Raw genomic sequence first — 21,279 nt, 5'->3', positions numbered from 1 at the left:
AAGCCTTGAGACTTACTTAAATTTGTTTAAACCAAATAATAGTCCTCACCAGCAATTATGGTCAAGTCCCCATTTTCAAATCCAATTCCAAGCACAAGTTAATTCATTTGATTTACAATAATGATATATCGAATTACAATAAATTAATGTTGATTCGCGAATGTTTTTTGTGTATTATATGATTATCAAGCAAAGGAGAATGTCATATGAAAAAGAAATATCTAATAGCCGCTTCACCATTATTATTAAGCATCATCAGTTTAATGATCTCACGTATGGTGGGTTCAAGCGTGGGACCGGATGGAATCTTGCATGAGCCGGCTTTTTTCTTAATTCCGCTTAGTTACCTATTTTTTTTCTGCAGTATTGTAGCATTCCTATTCGTAGGTCTCGGGTCAGTCCTCAATAATAGAAAAAAGATTTCGTAATAGCGTTGTATGGGGACATTAACTTTTATAGCAAAAAGAAAGAAGCCGCAATATTTCGCGGCTTCTTCTGCGTTGGATGTTCATTTTAAATTTGACATGGACTCTATAAACTCAATTTCTGCTGGAGTAAGACTACCAGCTCTTCAGCTGTATCCCAAACGATTGGACGGATATTTTTCACTTGTACAAAAAGATCATTGGCATCGCTGCTGTTCACAGTCCAAATCACTGGAATGTTCAACCCGAGCGCATATCCTGCAGTAAAATACACTTCAGGAGATTGGCCGGTTAAATCAGCGATAATCAGTTTACTCTCCTCTATAAGCTCCAAAGAATACGGTTCAAGGTTTTGCATTGACGTATGCCTTAGTAACCGTGGTATATAACCAAACTGCTCGATTTTAGGAAGCAGCTTATCCACCCACTCCGTGTGCAAATCCTCCGCATCTGACAATAGAACGATACAGGGTTTTAATTTTTTACCTCCTGCGATTGCGGCAGCTTCATTCCATCCCTTGTCCGTCAGCTTAAAAGTCATGCCTTCCCTGATCATAAACTGCTCGTTAATCAGCTTATCTATGATATATACCAGTTCTTGCAGATTAGGCGAATACGTTAGGTTATAGCTACTGGAGAGTGGCTGAATAACAACGGATTCCCCAGGGGCTTCAGAATGTCTGTATAAGTATTGCAGTAAACGGTTTCCTTTATCTTCAATCGTCACTGGAATTTTCGAGGAATTTACAATGGATTCTAAATCGTCGGCCGATAGACTGACCTTTTCTCCACGATCTGTCAGCTCCCGTATATAAGCCGATATCACATGAAACATATCGCGTTTCTTTGGATGCGCGAGAGAATTTATAGGCTCATAGCTGTCTCTCAATAAGTTATAGAACCCGTCAGGAGAACAATTACAGCCTAAAAATCTATCGTAATCACCTTCCGATGTAATGGATACCATCTCATCACAGAACAAGCAGTATTTCTTAATCATTACAACTCATCACCTCTTATTCATTGATATCCCCTTACCTTACCAAGAATATCTTAAAAAGTAGACAAGAAGATATTTCCTTTAGCACTGAACAAAGAAGTGAAACATCATAAATGTCCACAAAAAGACACTGACTTGTATCCGTGTCTTTTTATGGTCCGATGAGTATTTTTTTGGTTTTTGATATGCTCATTTAAAGCTGTTGATAGTATTATTTTTATATAAATAGCGAAAAAAATCATATTGACTCATTATTTGAAATTAAAGTATATTCTTAGCAAATGAACCATTATTTATTTATATTTTATGTATTTACTTTTGAGGATAGAGTCCTTTTTCAGATTCTATCGAATGACATGCAATACATTTACTGATTTAGGAGGTGATTAAGTTGAATACATAAAACTTGTTTTTAAAATGGACAGGCGGCAGGTTAAGAAATTAATTATAATTGAAGAAGGAGTGTATTTTCATGAAACGAGTTCAAATTAGGTACGGAGTGAAAATGTTTTTGGCACTTGTGTTAGTTGTATCTGCATCGTCACTCGCACTAACTTCAACGACGCACGCTGGAGTGCCAATTCCTCTCAAAATTATCAATGAACACAGCAATAACGTGCTGTCAGTCAGCGGAGCGGATTCACAAGCAGACGGTGCGCTTATCGTACAATACATCGATCAAGGAGCAGAGTATCAAAAATGGTATCTCGAAATTGCAGAAAACGGATATTATAATTTCAGAAACATAGCTAGCGGAGATTTATTGGATGTCAACGGAGCATCTTCATCCGATGGGGCCAGTGTTATTCAATGGCCGAGCAATAACGGGTGGAACCAACAGTGGGAGCTTATTCCAACTGGTGAAAAAAACATGTATAAAATTAAAAACCGAGCCAGTGGCAAGTTATTGGATATATCGGGACAAGATAAAACCAGCGGTGCGCAGGCCATTCAATGGAGTGATAACGGCGGTCACAATCAGCACTGGTATATAGAATATATACGAAAAAATTAAGCTATTTCCAAATACAAGAAATGGCGGTGCAGGGAAACATCCCGAGCATCGCCATTTCTTAATTTAACATATTTTAGGATTGTTATTCCTTTTGATAGCGGAACCAATCATAATATGCGATTGTTCGGTTGATAGAGTAGTTATACATCCCAAAGAACACTCCGGTAAATCCGCCTGCCACTTCAGTAGAGATCAAGTGTGTCTCCGCTTCACCTAGTGGATGCCATAACTGATCTGCACCTCGATAAGAGAACAAATATTTCTCAGGTAATGCTTGAATCTTCAATTCTACGACTGTGTCTTCCAATGGAGAAGAATATTTCACATCACTTATGCTACCCACTTGTCTTCGCAGCGTAATCACATTTTCACCTTCTACCTGGGTTAGTCCGATTTCGTAGTGATACATCTGATCCATAAACACAACAAGACCCGCTTCATCACCATCTAGTGGGTTGAATTCCATTTTAGTGGAAATTTCACAATCCAAGTGACGCTGTCTACAGCCAATAAATGCAGGCGTTCCCTGTTCGCTTAATCTCACATCAGCTCCATGTAATGCTAGCCACCCTGGTCGCTCCTGCAAAGACCAATCGACTTTTTTAGCATTGCGAATACAATTCCAGCTCATTCCTAAATCAGATCGATTAAAATCATCGGTCTCAGGCTCGTCTTCCCATAGCACTGGTGGTGGAGTGTCAGCTTCCATTTCTAATCCAACAACACCGTGATCTCCAATCATCGGCCATCCATCTTCACTCCAATGGACCGGAGCAAGAAATGTCTCTCTGCCAAGATGATGTCGATATGGATATCCTACTGGTCGAATCCCTAGAAATACCGCCCACCAGCTGCCATCCTGTGCTTCTACCAGATCGCCATGTCCCGTAGCTTGTATAGGGTAATCCGAGCTCCGGTGAGTCAAAATGGGATTCCGGGGTGAGGATTCATAGGGTCCATAGGGTGATTTACTTCTTGCTATGGTTTCCATGTGTCCATATTCTGTCCCGCCTTCAGCACACATTAAATAATAGTAGCCATTTATTTTATAAAGATGTGGTCCTTCAGGAAATTTACCGCCACTGCCTGTCCATATCAAACGAGAATCGCACAGCTTATGGCCCGTTTCAATATCAATCTCACATTGGTAGATTCCCATACCATCCTTGGTGCCAGTGCTTGTAAAATATACTTTTCCATCGTCAAAAAATAAGGATGGATCAATCCCTTCCTGATCCACATAAATAGGATCCGACCACTCACCTGCTGGGTCAACCGTCCAAACGTAGAAGTGTCCACCGCTATCCTGATTTGTCGTCACCATGTAGAATCGACCATTATGATGACGAATGGTTGGTGCCCACACCCCTCCAGACACGACCGATTTATCAAATTGAAGCTGGGAATCACTTGTTAAGCAATACCCGAGCTGCTTCCAATGGACTAAATCTTTACTATGCCAAATGGGTATTCCCGGAGAGTAAGCAAATGAACTGTTTACCAAAAAGTAATCCTCGCCTACTCTGCAAATGCTTGGATCTGGATAAAAACCTGGTAATATCGGATTGTTATATTTCATGAAGCATTCTCCTTTTGTTGAACATTTGCATCTATGTCAAGGATTATACTCCACTAGCTAAACGATAAACCTTGATTATCCAGTCGTAAAATAGCATGATATAGACATTCATCTAGACATACTTTTGGAGGGTTACGAATTGAGCGAATTTTATTTGAATTGGTTTACATCAGATCAGAAATTCCCATTCTTTATTCAATACGGCTTTCACGACAATGATACTGACCTTCATAGACATGTGGACTTTTCAGAGCTCGTAATCGTCTTGAGTGGTACTGCTACTCATATTGTGAATACCGAAGAATCATTCATCAAGAAGGGGAATGTTTTTGTGATTAACGGTTCAACCCCGCATGCTTTTAAAGATCCTCAGGATTTTAAGATCTGTAATATTATGTACAAGCCTGAAATGCTGTCGACGGCTGGATCGGATCTGCGAACTTCGAACGGCTTTCAGGCGCTGTTTGTATTGGAACCGTTGTATCGTCATAAACATGCCTACACAAGTAAACTAAGCTTGCCAATTCCCATGCTGGAGTTTGTCACTGCACTCATTGCCGGTATGATTGAAGAATATAGCCACAAGCTTCAAGGATATCAGACGTTGCTCGTCTCACGGTTTATGGAACTGGTTGTCTATTTATCAAGGCATTATGAAAAGCAGGATAAAAGCAGCCAGGATAATCATCTAATACATTTGGCGAAGTCGCTCTCTTTTATGGAAGACCATTATCTTGAAGCGTTGTCGCTGGATCAAATCGCCGTACACGCAGGGATATCTGTTAGACACTTAAACCGGATCTTTCGCTCTTACTATCAGACGACTCCTATCTCCTATCTCCATCGATTGCGTCTGGAACGGGCTTGCAGCTTGTTGAAGCATTCTAACTTCAGTATTACTCAGATCTCACATGAAAGCGGGTTTAGCGATAGCAATTACTTTACACGACAATTTACCAAAACCTACGGTATGTCTCCTAAGGCTTATCGGAAGAAGCTATAAAGGAACTGTTCACTCGCCCTTTTCAGAAGGAATTGTGTCGTTAAGTTCCTTGTTCCATAGAATAGCTTAATGATGTTTCTGGAGTTCAACTTGGCCAAAAGAGGTGAAACGATGAGTTTTTCTGTGAACGGGGGAGCGCCCTCTGGATATTACCGGAGTGTCTTGGAACTTGAAACAGAATGGGGACAAAAAAGAACTATCCATGAAGCTGGACAGGTTATTCCGTTTGATTTCGGTCAGGTGGCCGAGTTCACCGCTCCTAAAAGCATTGAATCGAGTATTCATTCTGCACTGACGCCTTATTGTTTACAGCCGTTTGGTGGATACGTAGCCACCATCTCGAGTGGAAGGGTATGGGGAGAATCTGGTGCTGTTCTATCTCCGGAGGGAAAGCTGATCTTTGATCTGTCACAGGAATATGACGCCGTTCAAAATAGAATGCTAGAAGCAGAGGAACACCCTGTGTTCCACCGGTGGAATGATCCAAAACTTCAATATTTAGAAGGAACCGTGGCTGTATTGACGTTTTGCGGAAGCCATAACTATTTCCACTGGTTGTATGATGTGCTCCCTAGGCTGGCGATGCTCAAAACGAGTGGAATTCCTTATACCTCTATCATCATGAATCCAAATCCATATGGACCATTTGTGGAACAAACCTGGGCTATGCTCGGTATATCAGAGTCTTCAGTAATCCGGACAAATCCTGAAGCTTACTTTGAAGCTGATCAGCTACTTGTCCCTTCTTTGATGATGAATTCCCACTATCCCCCGTGGACCACGGATACACTACGTAAATTATTATTGCCTCACAGGGAATCAACACTCGCTACACCTGAGCGTATTTATATTTCTCGAAACAAAGCAAGCACCAGGCGTTTGGTTAATGAAGAGGAAGTTATACGCTGCCTTGAAGAATATAGCATTCAACCTATTTATCTTGAGGATTGGACGGTTGCCCAGCAAATCCAGTTATTCGCTTCGGCAAAGGTAATCATGGGAGCACATGGCGCTGGACTGGCCAATCTGGCTTTTTGTCAATCTGGAACACAAGTTATTGAAATTGTTCATGAACAGCATGTCGTTCCAACGTATTGGATGATCAGCAACCATAACGCTCTTGATTATTACATGATGTATGGTCAAGGCTGGCCAGATCCTGCTATTCGTTTTCCGGGATTCGAAGATATCTATGTGGATATAGATCGTCTGAAGCAGATTTTGCATTTGGCAGGTTTGAATACTTAGCCTATCGTCATTGAGCTTGTCTACGCTTCTTAAAGAGAAATTTGCGGGTTTCTGGTTTTTTAAAGCGATGTGTGTGTTTTGTTCAATACTGAACAGGTCCTATAAAAGTGTTCATTTTTTTGAAAGTAAGGAGAAAATCAAATGTCTAAAGTGGATAGAAGGATTCTTAAATCACAAGAAGCACTTAAAAAAGCTGTTATTGAACTGATGTCCGAGAAGAATTTTGACGACATTACCATACAGGATCTCTCCGACAAGGCAAATGTAAGCCGAGGAACCATTTATCTTCATTATCAGGATAAATATGATTTGTTAGACAAGCTTATCGAGGAACATATAGAAGTTCTTAGAGTACTTTGCGAATCGGCAGCAGATTTAGATTTTATTGAGGCCACGTTGAAGTGGACGGAATACTTCGATAATCATTATTCTTTTTTCTCTATGATGCTGGCGAGCAAAGGCGCCCCTTATTTCCGTAATTGGTTCTTAACCTTTCTTCAAAAAGAGTTTAGACATGAAGTAAATGTAACGGAAGGGATAAACCACGGATTAAATGAAGAGGTTATCATTAGTTTTGTGGCATCAGCTTATGCAGGGGTTGTGGAATGGTGGTTCAAGAATGAGAAGCCTGTAACACATCAAATCTTGGCTGAACAACTTGGGACTTTGTTGGAAAGGAACTTATAGCTCCACCATCGGAAAAACCGATTGATATACAAAGCACCGCCTGATAAATTCTTCAGGCGGTGCTTTGCTTTTATTTTTCCGCAGAACGGTTCTTATTTCCGGTAATTCTTCGTTCTTTCATCCTCTATAACACCATTCCAATTCATTCCAAAGGCAAAATCATATACATTTCCTTCTGAATCCGCATGACAATCCATGTCATGTGCCACATCTTCCAGCTGCTCTTCTACCGTTTGCATACCTGATGGCATTTGTACTGGGAGCAATCCCGAAGGCTCCTCGGCACCCGTTAACACCTCCATAAGTGCTTGATCCTGTAACCCAAAATTAACAAGTATAGCATCAGCCTCTCCCTCAAATTCGGCAACAACCGAAGGATTGGACAATAACATCGACACAATTACCGGTTTGTCTTTCATCAGCTTGCGAGCTTCCAGGACACGATCCAGATCGCTCTCATTATGCGTAACAACGGTTTTTCCTTTATAAGAACGGTTAAGTACATCGTTATCTCGCGCATCTCCAGCTAAGCTCTGCTCCCGAGCATGTTCCGCAGTGTACGGTCTATATTGCAAGCTAATGGGCACATAGCCGTTACCGCCTTGCTCAAAATCTTCCTGACTAAAGCCTACTCCTGATTTAGGACTGCTTATGAAGACAAGAGCAAAGTCTGCTTTTTCCGGCTGATCTGTCACATGATAATATTTAGACACAACATCCAGGTTCACCGGATATTCTGTCTTTTCCGGCATTGGGTTGCCGAACCAATCCTTTCCTGCTGGAGTATAACGCTTCGGAACATATACGGTTTGTTTCGCTGCCAACGGCAATACCCGATTTTTGTTTTTCAGCAGCACGATCGACTTCAGCTGTGCTTCATAGCCTGATTGCATAAACTCAGGATTCCCAACAATCTGAGCGCTCTCCTCAGGCTTCAAATACGGGTTCTCGAAGAGACCCAGACGGAAAATATTAAGTAGAAGCCGAACAGCTGACCGCTCAAAGCGATTCCGCATCCATACCTCTCCATGCTCAGCTACTCCCATTCGGTATGCTTCAAGGACGGGCTCCATCTCATTATTGCCGCCGAATTGGTCAACGCCTGCCATCAAGAGCTTGTAATGCCGTTCTGCGACGGACATACCCTCTACGCCCCAAGGTTTACCACTGAGAAAGGAATCCTTACTATCTGATTCGTCTGCTGTAATGAGCCAATCTGTGCACACAACGCCATCGTAACCGTATTTTTCCCGAAGCAGATCGGTAATAAGATAGGAACTATAAGAATTCCCGACATTCTCCCCGTTCAACTGATCTTGATCTGTAGAAATTGTGTAGTATGGCATGACCGCTGAAGCCTGCTTGGTTGGGCCATCCAGCTTAAAAGCTCCTTCTGTAAAAGGAATAAGATGTTCATCAAAGTTACCGCCCGGATAGACAGCATATTTGCCGCAAGCATAATGTGCATCCCTTCCGCCTTCCCCGGAACCACCGCCAGGCCAGTGTTTTACCATAGCGTTCACGCTGTCATATCCCCAGCCTTCGTTAACCTCCCTGTCATCTTCCGAGCTCTGGAAGCCGTCGACATAAGCCTTTGCCATGTCAGCAGATAACTTCGAATCCTCGCCAAAAGTGCCGTTAAAACGAAACCATCGTGGATCTGTAGCAATATCGATTTGCGGCGATAGCGCCGTCCCTAGACCAAGTGCACGATACTCACGTGAGGCAACTTGCCCGAAACGATAGGTGATCTTCGGATCGAAGGTTGCCGCAAGGCCCAGCGTCTCCGGCCACATGGAGATTTGCCCACCAGCGCCAGCATTAAACTCTGAATTAGAATCTGAGCCATGGCGTGGGTCGGAGCTGTTGTTGGCTGGAATCCCAAGGCCGGTTCCTTCTGCAAATGCCTGCACCTGGTTGTTCCAGAGGGCAGCAATTTCCGGACTTTCCACGGTGGTCACCAGAATATGTCTTAGATGGTCCTGTGCCAGAAATGCTAATTGTTCATCGGTAAGCTCCCATGGCTTAGCTCCGCTCTCCTCATAGGATTTACCGTTATATGTTCCTGAGAACCAGCTGCTACTAAGTGCTGGGATGGATTGATGACGACTATACAGCATGAGTCCAGCAATTTGTTCAATACTCATTTGTGAAGCTAGATCTTCAGCCCGCTCTTGCGGCGTCAATCGCCAGTCCTCATATTTATCCAGCTTGCCATTACGATTCAGATCTTTGAAGAAAAGTCCGTCCTGCTCGAGAATCTGCACTCCAGAATCAGGGGAATAACCCAAGGTTGGACCGCCCTTATTGCTTACGTAAGAAATGGTATGAAGGCTTTTAGTGTTAATAGTCTCTCTCTGATTCATATGGTTTCCCTCCACTGTTTTCTTGTTTGTTTTTTCTTAGACCAGATTGGCTTTTTGTGATTGCGCTTCGACAGCTGTTAGTTCAGCAGTTTGAGCTCTTTTCTCTGTTCCCACTTCTGGAAGTGGCTTCACTGCCAGCATACCGAGTATAGTGCAGACGGCAAGGAAGATGTAAAAGAAGGTCCAGCTGCCAATGCCTAACAGCACAGGAGCGATTGCTGGAACAATGGACTGAGGCAACGCATTAGCTACGTTCATAATCCCGAAGTCTTTGGCTGAATCCTCTTTACTTGGAAGAATGCGTGCAACGAGTGCCATATCTACGGCTGAGAAGCAGCCAAAGCCCAATCCGATCACTGCAGCTCCGGCAATGTAGGCCGGATAACTTGGCACAAAAGCAAACAACAGAACCCCAATAGCAATGATGAACCCTGAAACAATCAGGAATGGTTTTTGCTTACCAAATTTATCTGACAACACCCCACCGAAGATACTTGTAATTGCAACACCCACTAACATAACGATATTAATCGTAGCAACCTTTGCGGTGGCCAGCTCTTCCGTAAGTCCCATCCGGTTTACCAGCATGACTGTGAGGTATAAAGTGCTACAATATCCCATCATGATCAGGAACTTGGATACGAAAGCCCAAGAGAATTCCGGGAATTTACGTGGACTAGGAAAAATCGTACTCAGCTTCTTGCCCAGCGATATTTGATTATGTGTCTTGGGAACAAGTTCTACTTTACCTTCTTTAATAATCAACGTACTGAGAAGTGGACCTATGATGCCGATTACACCTAGCAAAAGCCACTTAATTTCTGAAGAAACTGAGGTCATCACTGTCATCATGATCATCCCTACCGTCATAGCGATTGGAATAGTGAGACCGATTAATCCGGAGATTGTCCCTTGTTTCTCCTGAGGTACTTGGTCTGGAATAAGCGCTGTATAGGCTGCCATCCCTACATTGAAGAAAAATTGTGCGACTGCCCAGCTAATCATGATCTGCCAAGGCTCGTTGGCGAAACCAGTACATACCAGCGCAGCACAGCCAACTAGTGGACCTAGGATAATCCACGTGCGCCGCCGTCCGAACGAAAGATGGGTTCGGTCACTGAGTGCACCGCCAATCGGATTTCCGATAAGAGCAAAGAATGCGCCTATTCCTGCAACCAGTCCATAGGAAGAGGTATATCCATTCGGATCCACTTCAATCATTTTAAAGGTCAGCAGCAAGGTGGCAGGTGTCATCAGTGCCAGCATCATCATGCCGTAACCAAGCAGAATACCAAAGGTCAATCTACGAAAAGGGGTGTGAACCTGCCCTTTAGACGATGCTCCAGTCATTGTAATTCCTCTTCGTCCTTTTAGAAAACGTTTACAATTTGATTATAAAATAAACCACCTCTTGGAGGAGAGGTGGTCAATTACACACTTTTAGGTTCATTTTTAATCTAAATGAAAGCGTTTCAATATCATTCATCAAGATGAAGCTTAAAAATTGACTCATTTTCTCAAAACAATGGAGTCAGCTCAATAAGCTCTACGCTATGAGGTTCCATTCTAATGACAACATAAAGCTCTTCACCTACTTCAAGAAGCTGAATCTGTCTGCCTGGAAGAGAGGCAGCTTTTATATAAGCAGTGTCCTCTGCAGTCAGAACGGGTGGAGCCCCCATTTCTACCCACTTGTCAAAGCTGCTGCCATGTGCCCTGCTGATCGTATGGTTCACTTGCTTATATCTGCCAGATGGTAATCCAGTTAATGTGAGCTCAATTTTAAGATGCCTCTCGTTTTTGAAGCCATTATAACGACTAGTAGGTGTAATGAATGAAGTATCACCAAGCGCGTACAAATCATCAAAATGACAGTAATTATAAGCCAAAATCTGATAACCACCTCTTCCAGCCGCCACAATATAACCCTCTTCATGTGCGACTAGCCGATCCCCCAGTTTAGCGAGCATTTCATAGGCATGCATAGCGGCTTTCGGAATTCCATACTGAGCCATAAGTCCAAGACCACCATGAAATATCCGGGATGAAGCCGCCGTTTCTTCAATATTGTCACTCAGTACCCAATATCCGAACCCGCTGATGCTATCGAGATTTTCGATGATATTTTTTACGATATATGCAGCTTTATATAATGTGTCATTGGTCAGTTCACGATGAAATGCCGTTGAATTCCATTCGGTTAAATATAGCTCTTGTCCGTTAAGTCCCAACTCAGCGAGCAGTCCGATTTCACGCTCCAGTGATTCCTTCAAATAATCGGGGTTTGGGGACACTTTGTTGAACCCCTCTACTGTAAGTGGAGATATTTCTTTTTCACTTAATCGTTCTTTAGGCTCCCAATTTTTACTAAGCAGATCATCCATGTCCTCATGCGGATAAAAATGTAACGGGATAAAGTCTGGAAGACAACCCCGTTCTTTGCAGAAAGCGAAAAACTGTTCACAAAATGCATTGGAATTCAGAGTAATAATTCTACCGGGAGCGCCAATCTGAAGGTTCGGAGAGATGGCTTTGAGGGTGTCGAACGTTCGGGCATACAATTCGTTGTACGCTTCTTCCGTCGCAGGCCAGAACAAACCATATTCCGGTTCGTTCCAGAATTCAAACTTCCAGCTTTCCACCTCTTCAAGACCGTACCGATTGAGACAATGGCGAATAAACCGATCTACCAATTCACACCAGCGGTCCATGGATTTAGGCGGACTCACGTAACTCTTTTCATAAAACACATGTTTACTGCTGTCTGCTGCGAGATCAAAAGGCATAAACCCCAGTTCTATAAAAGGCTTCAAGCCGATCGATAACAAAAAATCAAACAACTGATCTACAAAGCGAAAATTATAATGTGCCTGCCCTTCGTGATCCTCCTGGTACACCATCATTGAATCATCAAAAATTCCATGAAAACGCAAATAGCGAAACGGACACCGCTCTTGTACATATTTCAAATGAGCTTGTACATCACTTTGAAGTCCTTCATTTGCTTTACTAATCGTAATGATATTTTTCCAGCTATGCTGGATTTGCCGCTGAATCCTGTCTAATGGAATACTCGCAGATAGCTGAACAACCGCATGTACGGGTTCAAGCTGGTGCGACTGACTACGCCGCAGGAATTGCCGAACAATGCCCAGTGCGCTGGATTGATTAAATGCTAAGTAGCCGGAAGCAGAACCTTCCTGTTTCGCATGAGTTTGAGGCCGATATTTTTTGCGATACTCATGTGGTGTAATATGATATCGGCTTTTGAATGCAGCGTAAAAAGATTTTGCGTTTGGAAAGCCCTGCTCAAGTGCCAGCTCAGCAAGCGAATGCTCTTGATCTCTTAAAAGGGCTTCTACGGTATTTTTCAAACGAATGCTGGTTAAGTAAGTCTGGAAGTTGACCCCAATGTTCTCGCTAAAAAATTTGGACAAATACGGCACCGACAAATACTCTCGTTCTGCGATTGTCTGCAGTGACACCGGGTCTTTATAATGTTCATCTATATAAGTGATGATGCTCATCATTCGTTCCATATATTTTATATTCATCGCTTCGCCGGAATTTGGCAGTTTGAACTGTTTGACCAAAATAGAGAATAACCCAAGCATACGCGCTTCCATCTCCAGCTCATAGGCTTCTCCGCCTTTATACTTCAGCTGTACCATTTCAGCCATGAGCTGACGCATGTTATCTAAGCCATTTTGCTTCTCAGGACCGACTTCAGCAGAATAACATTCAAAGCTGATCTTCTCCACATTGTGGATGTGCTGCTTAAGATAGGTTGTTGGGATTTGAAAGGTAGCGATGATATTCTGATCTAATCCGATAACTTCATGCACGTAACACTGGTTAATGAGTAGCATATCGCCTTCTTTAAGCCTATATTGACGGTTTCCGGTCGAAACCTCTAGATTACCGGACAGCACAAAAATCAGCTCCACACTCATATGCCAGTGATTCGGCACAAAGTTGACGCTATGTAAAGAAACATCAAACGGTAGTTTGCCTTCGGTCTCAAGCTGCTCATAGCTGGAATGGCTCAAATAATCACTTCCTTGTTTACATTATCTTGTAGTAGCATACAATGTCGCGTTTCGGCGGTCAATTCGATGGTCTGTGGTCACCTTTCTAACAAAAAAACACTGATCCAAGTCAGTGTTTTTTCACAGCCATACAAACGTTTCTTTAAATCGCTCGTTTGAACTGGGTATTGTATAACTCGTAGTAGGCGCCCTTCATCGCAAGAAGCTCCTCATGATTTCCTTGCTCAGCAATTCCTCCACCCTGGATCACGAGTATGCGATTGGCGTCCTGGATCGTACTAAGCCTGTGGGCGATTACAAAGCTTGTTCGACCCTTCATCAAATTCTTCATTGCTTGTTGAATGTGCATTTCCGTACGTGTGTCCACGCTACTGGTTGCTTCGTCAAGAATTAATATGGCAGGATCAGCTAAAATTGCGCGAGCAATCGTTAACAGCTGGCGCTGGCCATGACTCAGATTACTGCCTTCTGCATTGAGGAGGGTCTCGTAACCATGCGGCAATCTTTTGATAAAAGCATCCGCATTGGCTAGCTGAGCCGCTTGCTCAATCTCTTGATCGGTCGCATCGAGTCGGCCAAACCGAATATTCTCACGAATCGTTCCCGAGAATACATGCGCATCTTGCAGCACCATCCCTAGTTGACTACGAAGTGCGTTTTTATCCAGCTCTCGGATGTCGCGACCATCAATTCGTATGGAACCGCCATTCAAATCATAGAATCGGATCAGCAGGTTAACGATGGTTGTTTTACCTGCTCCTGTTGGGCCAACGAGTGCAATTTTCTCCCCAGGTTTTGCTTTAAACGTAACGCCAGACAGAATCGGGGAATCCGCTTTATAAGCAAAAGAAACGTCCTGAAAAACAACCTCCCCTGTTAATCTTGGGAGATCCTCACTTTCTTCATCCCCGTATTCGGACGGCATCTCCAAAACCTCAAACACACGCTCCGCACCGGCGATTGCAGATTGAATTAAATTGTACTGGTTAGCAAGATCAGAAATGGGTCTACCGAACTGTTTGGAATAGGTAAGGAAGCTAACGATTATACCAACCGTAGCCATGTTATGGAAAGCCATCCAGCCCCCAACCCCGGCAATGATCGCAAATCCAAGGTTATTAATCATGTTCATCACGGGTCCTACTAATCCTGATACGATTTGTGCCTTAATGCTGACCTTATTCAGTTCTCCGCTTATTTTTCGGAATCGTTTAACTTCTGACTCTTCCCTACTGTATTGTTTGACCACCTTTTGTCCGCTGATGGTTTCTTCGATGAACCCGCCAAGTTCACCTAAATGTCGCTGCTGATTTCTAAAATAAGTGCGGCTTAAACCAATGATTTTTCGACTAGCCAATAATACGAGCGGGATCGTGATTAATGAGACTACAGTCAAGGGAACGTTCAGCATTAACATAATAACGAGGGAGCCGCTTAGTGTAATCAAACTATTTAACAATTGGGTCACACTCTGATTGAGTGTGCTGGATACGCTCTCAATATCGTTAGTTGCCCGGCTCATCAATTCTCCGTTAGCCCGAGTGTCAAAAAATTTAATGGGCAGCTGCTGATACTTGCTGAACAGATCACGGCGCAGCTCAAAAACAGTATTCTGCGAAACAGATGTCATGACGTATGCTTGCACCCAGGCAACTACACTGCCTAGCCCATAAATGCCAATAAGGAGTATGCAAAACCGAATAAGACCCTGATAATCGTGTGGAATAACCGCAGTATCAATCGCTTTACCGATGAGATACGGTCCGATCAATGAAAGAAGTGCATTCAACACAGTAAATACATATACAATGATTAACCCGAACCGCTGACGATTCAAATAAGTCCAGATGCGTTTAAGCGTGCTCGCTTGATTTTTGGCGCGCACGATTGGCACAGCGCCGCCGCGTCCGGGGCCAGATCCCGGTCCTATTCCTGTTCCGAATCCGCCTGGTCTATGGATAGGGGGAGTGTTCATGCCGTTGTCATGCTTTGACATAAGGAACCTCCTCCCCTTTCATCTGTGATTTCCAGATGTCTCGATAAATTTCACTGCTACTCATTAGACCATCATGTGTACCTTGTACAGCAATTCGGCCGTTTTCTAGAATTAAAATGCGGTCCGCATCAATCACAGATGTGACACGCTGAGCAATCATAATATTAGTGCTACTACTCAGCCGTTTTTTTAACATTTGCCGAATTCGCGACTCTGTCGCCGCATCAAGTGCGCTAGTACTGTCATCCATAATAAGAATTGTTGGCTGAATTAACAACGCCCTTGCAATCGAAAGCCGCTGCTTCTGCCCACCGGACAAGTTGATGCCTCGTTGGCCAAGCACTGTATCATAACCCTGTGGCAGCTCTAAAATAAAATGGTGCGCTTCAGCAGCTTTTGCTGCTTGTTCCACTTCTTCATCCGTAGCCTCCGGTCTGCCATATCGGATATTATCACGGATTGTTCCGCTGAACAGAATGGCTTGCTGCATAACGTAACCGATCTTGCGACGTAAATGTTCCAAAGAAATTTGCCGAGTGTCGGAACCATCAATTGTGATTGATCCAGAAGAAACATCGTAAAGGCGTGGAATGAGGCTCACCAAGGTTGATTTACCAGCACCGGTTGCTCCAAGGATGGCTACAGTTTCACCTGGCTCAGCAGTGAAATGGATGCCATCTAACACGAGGTTCTCATCCGTAGGATCATAAGCGAATGAAACGTTGTCAAATACAATTCGACCGTTTTGTAGCTTATCTTTTTCAGCTTCGGTTACATCTGTAATCTCGCTGATCGTAGAAAACACTTCATTCTCCCGATCTGCGGAGACCTTTGCACGCGAGAAGAATGTGAGCATATTGCTCAACATCAGCATGGACATCAACAATTGGGTGATATAGTTAATGAAGGCAATTAACTGACCGACCGGCAGGGAGCCGTTCCAGCTCTGCAGCCCACCAAACCAAAGCACAGCTACGATACTGACATTGAGCACAAGCATCATGAGCGGCATATTTAACGACATTAATCGCACCGCTTTTATCGCAGTCTCAGTGTAATCCTTGTTCGCTGTATTAAACCGTTTCTGTTCATGCTTAGCACGGACGAAGGCTTTGACTACACGAATACCCGATAAATTTTCCTGCAATACTGTGTTGACGCCGTCTAATTTGACCTGCATTTTCTCGAACAAAGGGAAAGAAAGTCGAATTAACCCATATAATATTGCAACCAGCAATGGCACGGCAACGACAAGGATAAGGGTCAGCGAAGGACTAATCCGTATAGCCATTATCAAGCTGCCGATTAATAGCAATGGAGAGCGAATATTCCGCAAAATCATCTGAACAAAGGTTTGTAGCTGCACCACATCATTTGTTAGACGAGTAATCAATGAACCCGTCTTCAATTGATCCAGATTCTTGTTTGAGAATTTCTGAATATGTTCAAACAGGTTAATCCGTAAATCATTCCCGAAATTTTGTGAGGCGATGCTCGAAAAAACGGTGCAGCCCACCCCACCAATTAGACCGACAAATGCTACTCCAAGCATGGTCAATCCCGTCGAATAAATATGTGATAAATCTTTCGTCATAATCCCATGATCCACAATGCTCGCCATTAGTGTAGGTTGAAGCAAATCCATAAACACTTCGAGCATCATCATAAGTGGTGCTAACACAGACCACAACCAATATGGCCTTAAGTAACTCTTAAGTTTCCACATTCCATCACCTTTTAAGATAAATATGTGATTTTTGATTTCATCGGTGTTCTTGGCTTAGCATTTGGAACTTCCTCCGGATATCCAATGCCAAATAGTCCAATCACATCGTAATCTTGCGGGACACCTAGAATTTCACGATTATGAGGTAAAGCACCTAAAGAAGCCCAATAGGCTCCAACTCCCACTTCATGTGCAGCTAATAAGAAGTTCTGTGCGAAACATGCGGCAGCCATAACATTCTCATCACGTTCAAACGCTGTTGCACCAGGTTTAGATAAGATAGCAAGAACGACAGGAGCGCTTCCAAAATTCGTCTTATGCTTTAATTTAGCTCTAGTCTCAGGCCCGATAAATAGGAGTTCCCAAGGTTCGTTCATACGATGATTTGGAGCATAACTAGCTGCTTCCAGCCAATTCAATAAATCATCCTCATGAATCGAATCCGCCTTAAATTGCTTAATACTTCTACGGGTTTTTATAAGATCAATGGTTTTCATTTTTTTGATCATTCTCCTCTTTTTTAATTTCGCCAACAGTCTTATCTTCCGGCGTTACTTCATGAATCTGAAAAATATGGATAAACTCTTCAATGATCGCTTCCGTTGCCTTCAATTCACCGCTAATCACTTGCTTAATCGAATCCAGCTCCGGTGTTTGCAGCTGCCGCTGTAAAGTGGCTCGATTCACATTCAGCTTTTCCAAAAATGCTAGAGCTCTGCCGCGACGAAAAGTTTGAGCACTTTTGGGGGGACCATCCATAGAATCCATCCCATGTCTGCTCATATGCTCGCGATCTCTATGCTCTCCACGGTCTTTGTGTTCCCCATGTTCTCTATGACCGCGTTTTCCGAAATGTCCATCACGCATATTTACTCCTCCTTTTTTGTATACATATGTATACGTTTCGTTTATGTATACAAATGTATACGAGATGATCTAATCCTGTCAAGTTTTATTTTTCCATTTTGTAACATCAGCATTATTCATTTCTGAATCCCAAAAAACAACAAAAAAACCCGCGTAAAGCGCAGGCTTAAAGAGAGAAAAGAAATACAAGACAACTGTATTTCTTCTTATTAATTCTTATTAATGTGTAATCAATATTGATTGCTTATTGACTTTTATCTTTTCTAAAAAGCGTTTCTTCCGCAACCTGCGCTAGTTCCTCCGCTTTTAAGCTTATCTCTTGAATCGTTGCAGAAAATTCTTTTATTGCTCCTGATTGACTACCGGTAAGCGCGTGAATATCAGAAAACGTATGATTTAACCGTTGCAAAAGTTCCTGAATATTCTTAGAAATTCCATTAATCTGGTCCACATTTTCCTTGGAGCTCGTCGCCAGCTTCCGAATTTCATCGGCAACGACCGAAAATCCTCTCCCAAATTCTCCTGCTCTTGCCGCCTCAATAGAAGCGTTAAGTCCTAACATGTTGCTCTGATCCGAAATCTCTTTAACTACAGTCGAAATCTTTCCGATCTGCTGAGCACTGGAGCTAACATCCTTCATTTGATTTGTTACGTCTGTCACACGACCGGTAAGATGAGAAACCGATTGGCTGATGTCATCAATAGATGCCGTTGTCTGTTCGACAATAGCGGAAAAACTCTCTGCCATTTCAAAAAGCTTATTCGCTTTCTCGAGGCTTGTCCCCATACCGATACCACCGATTACCTTGCCCTGCTCGTCATGAAGCGGTATCGCACGTGCAGCAAGCGGAAAACCAAACAGCTCTTTCGGAACGACAGCTGATAATGCTGTATCATTCCTAATCGCATTTGTTACAATATCCCCTTCCATCAGTGGATCACCAGGATTGACATTCAGCGAGAATGTTTTCCCCGGAATGTTGATGATCAGTTTTTCCGTGTCATAAATGCCAATTGTAATGTCATCGTTATAGAGACTATTCAGTAGTGGAGCCACTTTTACGAAAGCATTAATCAGTTCATGCTGTGTTTTTTCTACAGTTATCTCATTCACATTTTATCCTCCAAACCCTTAATAAGGGAGTTTTCTTTGTCCATAATTAACTGAAATCCATTTCATCGTTGTAAATTCATCCAAGCTCCATTCCCCATTTAAACGGCCTATACCGGACTGTTTCTCTCCTCCGAAAGCTACAATCGGCTCATCGTTAATCGTGACATCATTCACATGAACCATTCCAGTGTGGACCTTCTTAGCCATTTCTACACCACGCTCAAGATTGGAAGTATGAATTGCTCCGCTTAGCCCAAAACGCGTATCGTTGGCAATTTCAATAGCTTCCTCATCCGTTTCGAACGGAATGATACATACAACTGGTCCAAACAGCTCCTCTTGTGCAACAGCCATATCCGTTTTAACATTAATAAGGATAGTAGGCTCTACCATTCGGCCGGTAATCTTACCATGCAACAGAGGAACAGCGCCTTGTTCTATGCCCTTAGCAATTAACTTTTCCAGTGTCTCTGCTTGGCGGTGGTTGATGACTGGTCCAATGATGGTCTGTGGATCACTCGGATCACCTGTTGTAAGTGTAGATACCTTCTCTTTGAATTTATTTACAAAATCCTGATAGATCGTCTTATGTACAATGATTCTGTTGGCAGACATACAAATCTGACCTTGATGTGTGAATCTGCTGAATGTCGCAGCTTGTACTGCGTAGTCGAGATCCGCATCTTCCATGATAATGAACGCGCTATTGCCGCCAAGCTCAAGTAACGGCTTTTTGAAGTTCTTGATTGCCAGTTGACCTATATAGCTTCCAACCTTAGTCGAACCCGTGAAGGAAATGATTCTCGGAATCGGATGCTCGACGAACGCGTCGCCAATCTCCTTTATATCCGTCACTACAACATTTAATAGCCCCTTCGGTACACCTGCTTCTTCAAAAATTTTGCCGATCAGAGTTCCACCCGTAATGGGTGAATCCTCGTGTGGTTTAAGTACCACACCATTTCCAGCACCCAGCGCAGGAGCAACCGACTTCATAGACAAGAAGAAAGGAAAGTTAAAAGGACTAATCACCCCAACCACGCCTGCAGGGATGCGGTACAGCCGATTCTCCTTACCATCCTCTGTAGAAGGCAGGATCTTACCCTCCATTCTAAGTGGGAACGTTGCCGCTTCTTTTACCATATTTTTTACAAGACCAATCTCAAATGCTGCCTTCAGCCTCGTTCCACCCAGTTCCTTAACAATAATGGATGTAATTTCTTCCTCATTCGCTTCAATATATTTAACAGCGTTCTCAAGGATGTCACGTTTAATATACGGGTTAACCTTATCCCATTCCAGCTTTGCTTTATAAGCTGCTTGATAAGCATCGTCAATGTCAGCAACGCTGGCAATTTGAAAAGTATGGATTACATCATCATTATATGGATTGATGTCTGTCAGTGTTTTACTACTCTTCCCTTCTCTCCATTCCCCACCTATAAATTGTTTTCCTAGTTCTGAATAGTTCATAATATCCCTCCAGTGTATATAAATACCAAACAATCTATATATTTATCGACATAATAGAGATAGTTGTGAAGTCAATTTTCATATTCACGTAAACGTCATTTCAACGACACATTATCTACCTCCAATAAAACAAATCAAGTATTGACAAGGTACAAAGAATAGAACTATAATCTAAACAATTCCTAGAAAAATACTATGAATTACATAAAATTCGAAACATCTAATCATAATTGGGTTGTCCAGAAGAAGGAGTGTAGACAAATGCCAAATGTTCAAACTTTCAAAGCAACTGCCCATTTACAAGATGGGGTTAAAGTCATTACAAAAGCAAGACAATTCGAGCTCGTCATCGATGAACCACAAAATCTTGGGGGTACGGATACAGGAATGAATCCTGTTGAAGCTTTGCTTGCTTCTTTAGGGGCCTGCCAATCTATTGTGGCTCGAGTTTATGCTTCCAAATTTGAGGTAGAGCTTGAAGATTTCAGAGTAGACGTGGAAGGTGATCTGGACCTCGATGGATTTTTTAACCGTTCTGAAGTCCGTCCCGGCTATTCAGATATTCGCTATACATTCTACATAAAGACCCCATCCCCTGCCGAGAAGGTCGAAGCATTCGTACAATTTTTAGAAAGCAAATGCCCTGTGGGTGACACGATTGCTGCCCCGGTAAATCTTAAGCTGAACCGTATCGTGATTGAAAATTAACCGATTGATTAGCTAAATATTAT

The 21,279-nt window shown here is 42.9% G+C and carries 17 protein-coding genes; 6 read left to right on the top strand and 11 right to left on the bottom strand.

Going from position 1 to position 21,279, the window contains the following annotated elements:
• Positions 1–206 precede the first annotated feature (206 nt).
• Positions 207–428 carry a DUF3955 domain-containing protein gene (locus tag MKX60_RS19965; protein WP_149644521.1) on the top strand — a complete coding sequence of 74 codons (222 nt, stop codon included), beginning with the start codon at positions 207–209 and terminating at the stop codon, positions 426–428.
• Between the two features lie 103 nt (positions 429–531).
• On the opposite strand, the gene MKX60_RS19960 is transcribed toward MKX60_RS19965, so the two are convergent.
• A complete protein-coding gene (locus tag MKX60_RS19960; RefSeq protein ID WP_340969392.1) occupies positions 532–1,425 on the bottom strand; it encodes a hypothetical protein in 894 nt (297 codons plus the stop codon).
• Positions 1,426–1,897: 472 nt separating this feature from the next.
• Here MKX60_RS19960 and MKX60_RS19955 point away from each other — a divergent pair, with 472 nt between their 5' ends.
• On the top strand, positions 1,898–2,440 hold the full coding sequence (locus tag MKX60_RS19955) for an RICIN domain-containing protein (RefSeq protein ID WP_076285732.1): 543 nt from the start codon (positions 1,898–1,900) through the stop codon (positions 2,438–2,440).
• An 82-nt stretch (positions 2,441–2,522) separates the two neighbouring features.
• Here MKX60_RS19955 and MKX60_RS19950 read toward each other — a convergent pair whose 3' ends face one another.
• Positions 2,523–4,019 carry a glycoside hydrolase family 43 protein gene (locus MKX60_RS19950; RefSeq protein ID WP_341060759.1) on the bottom strand — a complete coding sequence of 499 codons (1,497 nt, stop codon included), beginning with the start codon at positions 4,017–4,019 and terminating at the stop codon, positions 2,523–2,525.
• A gap of 139 nt (positions 4,020–4,158) precedes the next feature.
• Here MKX60_RS19950 and MKX60_RS19945 point away from each other — a divergent pair, with 139 nt between their 5' ends.
• The 3 genes from MKX60_RS19945 to MKX60_RS19935 all read left to right on the top strand — a co-directional run bounded on the left by MKX60_RS19945 (position 4,159) and on the right by MKX60_RS19935 (position 6,957).
• Entirely contained in the window at positions 4,159–5,022 is an 864-nt protein-coding gene (locus MKX60_RS19945) for a helix-turn-helix domain-containing protein (protein ID WP_076285734.1), read from the top strand.
• 111 nt (positions 5,023–5,133) lie between these two features.
• Positions 5,134–6,270: a glycosyltransferase family 61 protein gene (locus tag MKX60_RS19940; protein ID WP_076285735.1), complete on the top strand. Its 1,137-nt coding sequence runs from the start codon at positions 5,134–5,136 to the stop codon at positions 6,268–6,270.
• 141 nt (positions 6,271–6,411) lie between these two features.
• Entirely contained in the window at positions 6,412–6,957 is a 546-nt protein-coding gene (locus tag MKX60_RS19935) for a TetR/AcrR family transcriptional regulator (RefSeq protein WP_341060757.1), read from the top strand.
• A gap of 92 nt (positions 6,958–7,049) precedes the next feature.
• On the opposite strand, the gene MKX60_RS19930 is transcribed toward MKX60_RS19935, so the two are convergent.
• The 9 genes from MKX60_RS19930 to MKX60_RS19890 form a co-directional block, all read right to left on the bottom strand.
• Positions 7,050–9,323, bottom strand: coding sequence for a glycoside hydrolase family 3 protein (locus tag MKX60_RS19930; RefSeq protein WP_341060756.1), 2,274 nt, complete (start codon positions 9,321–9,323; stop codon positions 7,050–7,052).
• Between the two features lie 36 nt (positions 9,324–9,359).
• Entirely contained in the window at positions 9,360–10,673 is a 1,314-nt protein-coding gene (locus tag MKX60_RS19925; protein ID WP_341060755.1) for an MFS transporter, read from the bottom strand.
• 167 nt (positions 10,674–10,840) lie between these two features.
• Positions 10,841–13,372: a GH39 family glycosyl hydrolase gene (locus MKX60_RS19920; RefSeq protein ID WP_341060754.1), complete on the bottom strand. Its 2,532-nt coding sequence runs from the start codon at positions 13,370–13,372 to the stop codon at positions 10,841–10,843.
• Between the two features lie 142 nt (positions 13,373–13,514).
• Positions 13,515–15,368, bottom strand: coding sequence for an ABC transporter ATP-binding protein (locus MKX60_RS19915; protein ID WP_081393174.1), 1,854 nt, complete (start codon positions 15,366–15,368; stop codon positions 13,515–13,517).
• Complete coding sequence (locus MKX60_RS19910) at positions 15,355–17,094, bottom strand: ABC transporter ATP-binding protein (RefSeq protein WP_076285739.1); 1,740 nt, start codon at positions 17,092–17,094, stop codon at positions 15,355–15,357. Before MKX60_RS19910 ends, MKX60_RS19915 begins: the two co-directional genes overlap by 14 nt.
• A gap of 11 nt (positions 17,095–17,105) precedes the next feature.
• Complete coding sequence (locus tag MKX60_RS19905; protein ID WP_076285740.1) at positions 17,106–17,591, bottom strand: nitroreductase family protein; 486 nt, start codon at positions 17,589–17,591, stop codon at positions 17,106–17,108.
• Complete coding sequence (locus MKX60_RS19900; protein ID WP_052404285.1) at positions 17,578–17,961, bottom strand: hypothetical protein; 384 nt, start codon at positions 17,959–17,961, stop codon at positions 17,578–17,580. Before MKX60_RS19900 ends, MKX60_RS19905 begins: the two co-directional genes overlap by 14 nt.
• Before the next feature lie 244 nt (positions 17,962–18,205).
• A complete protein-coding gene (locus MKX60_RS19895) occupies positions 18,206–19,075 on the bottom strand; it encodes a methyl-accepting chemotaxis protein (protein WP_076299042.1) in 870 nt (289 codons plus the stop codon).
• Between the two features lie 18 nt (positions 19,076–19,093).
• A complete protein-coding gene (locus tag MKX60_RS19890; protein ID WP_179086679.1) occupies positions 19,094–20,551 on the bottom strand; it encodes an aldehyde dehydrogenase family protein in 1,458 nt (485 codons plus the stop codon).
• Positions 20,552–20,809: 258 nt separating this feature from the next.
• Between MKX60_RS19890 and MKX60_RS19885 the strand changes: the two genes are divergently transcribed.
• Positions 20,810–21,256, top strand: coding sequence for an OsmC family protein (locus MKX60_RS19885; protein ID WP_042188137.1), 447 nt, complete (start codon positions 20,810–20,812; stop codon positions 21,254–21,256).
• Positions 21,257–21,279: the final 23 nt, after the last annotated feature.

Source organism: Paenibacillus sp. FSL R5-0914, from assembly GCF_038004525.1.
In the GTDB taxonomy this organism is placed as follows: Bacteria; Bacillota; Bacilli; order Paenibacillales; family Paenibacillaceae; genus Paenibacillus_AQ.
Note: the sequence above shows the minus strand (reverse complement) of the source record. Positions and strands in the feature narration are given on the sequence as shown.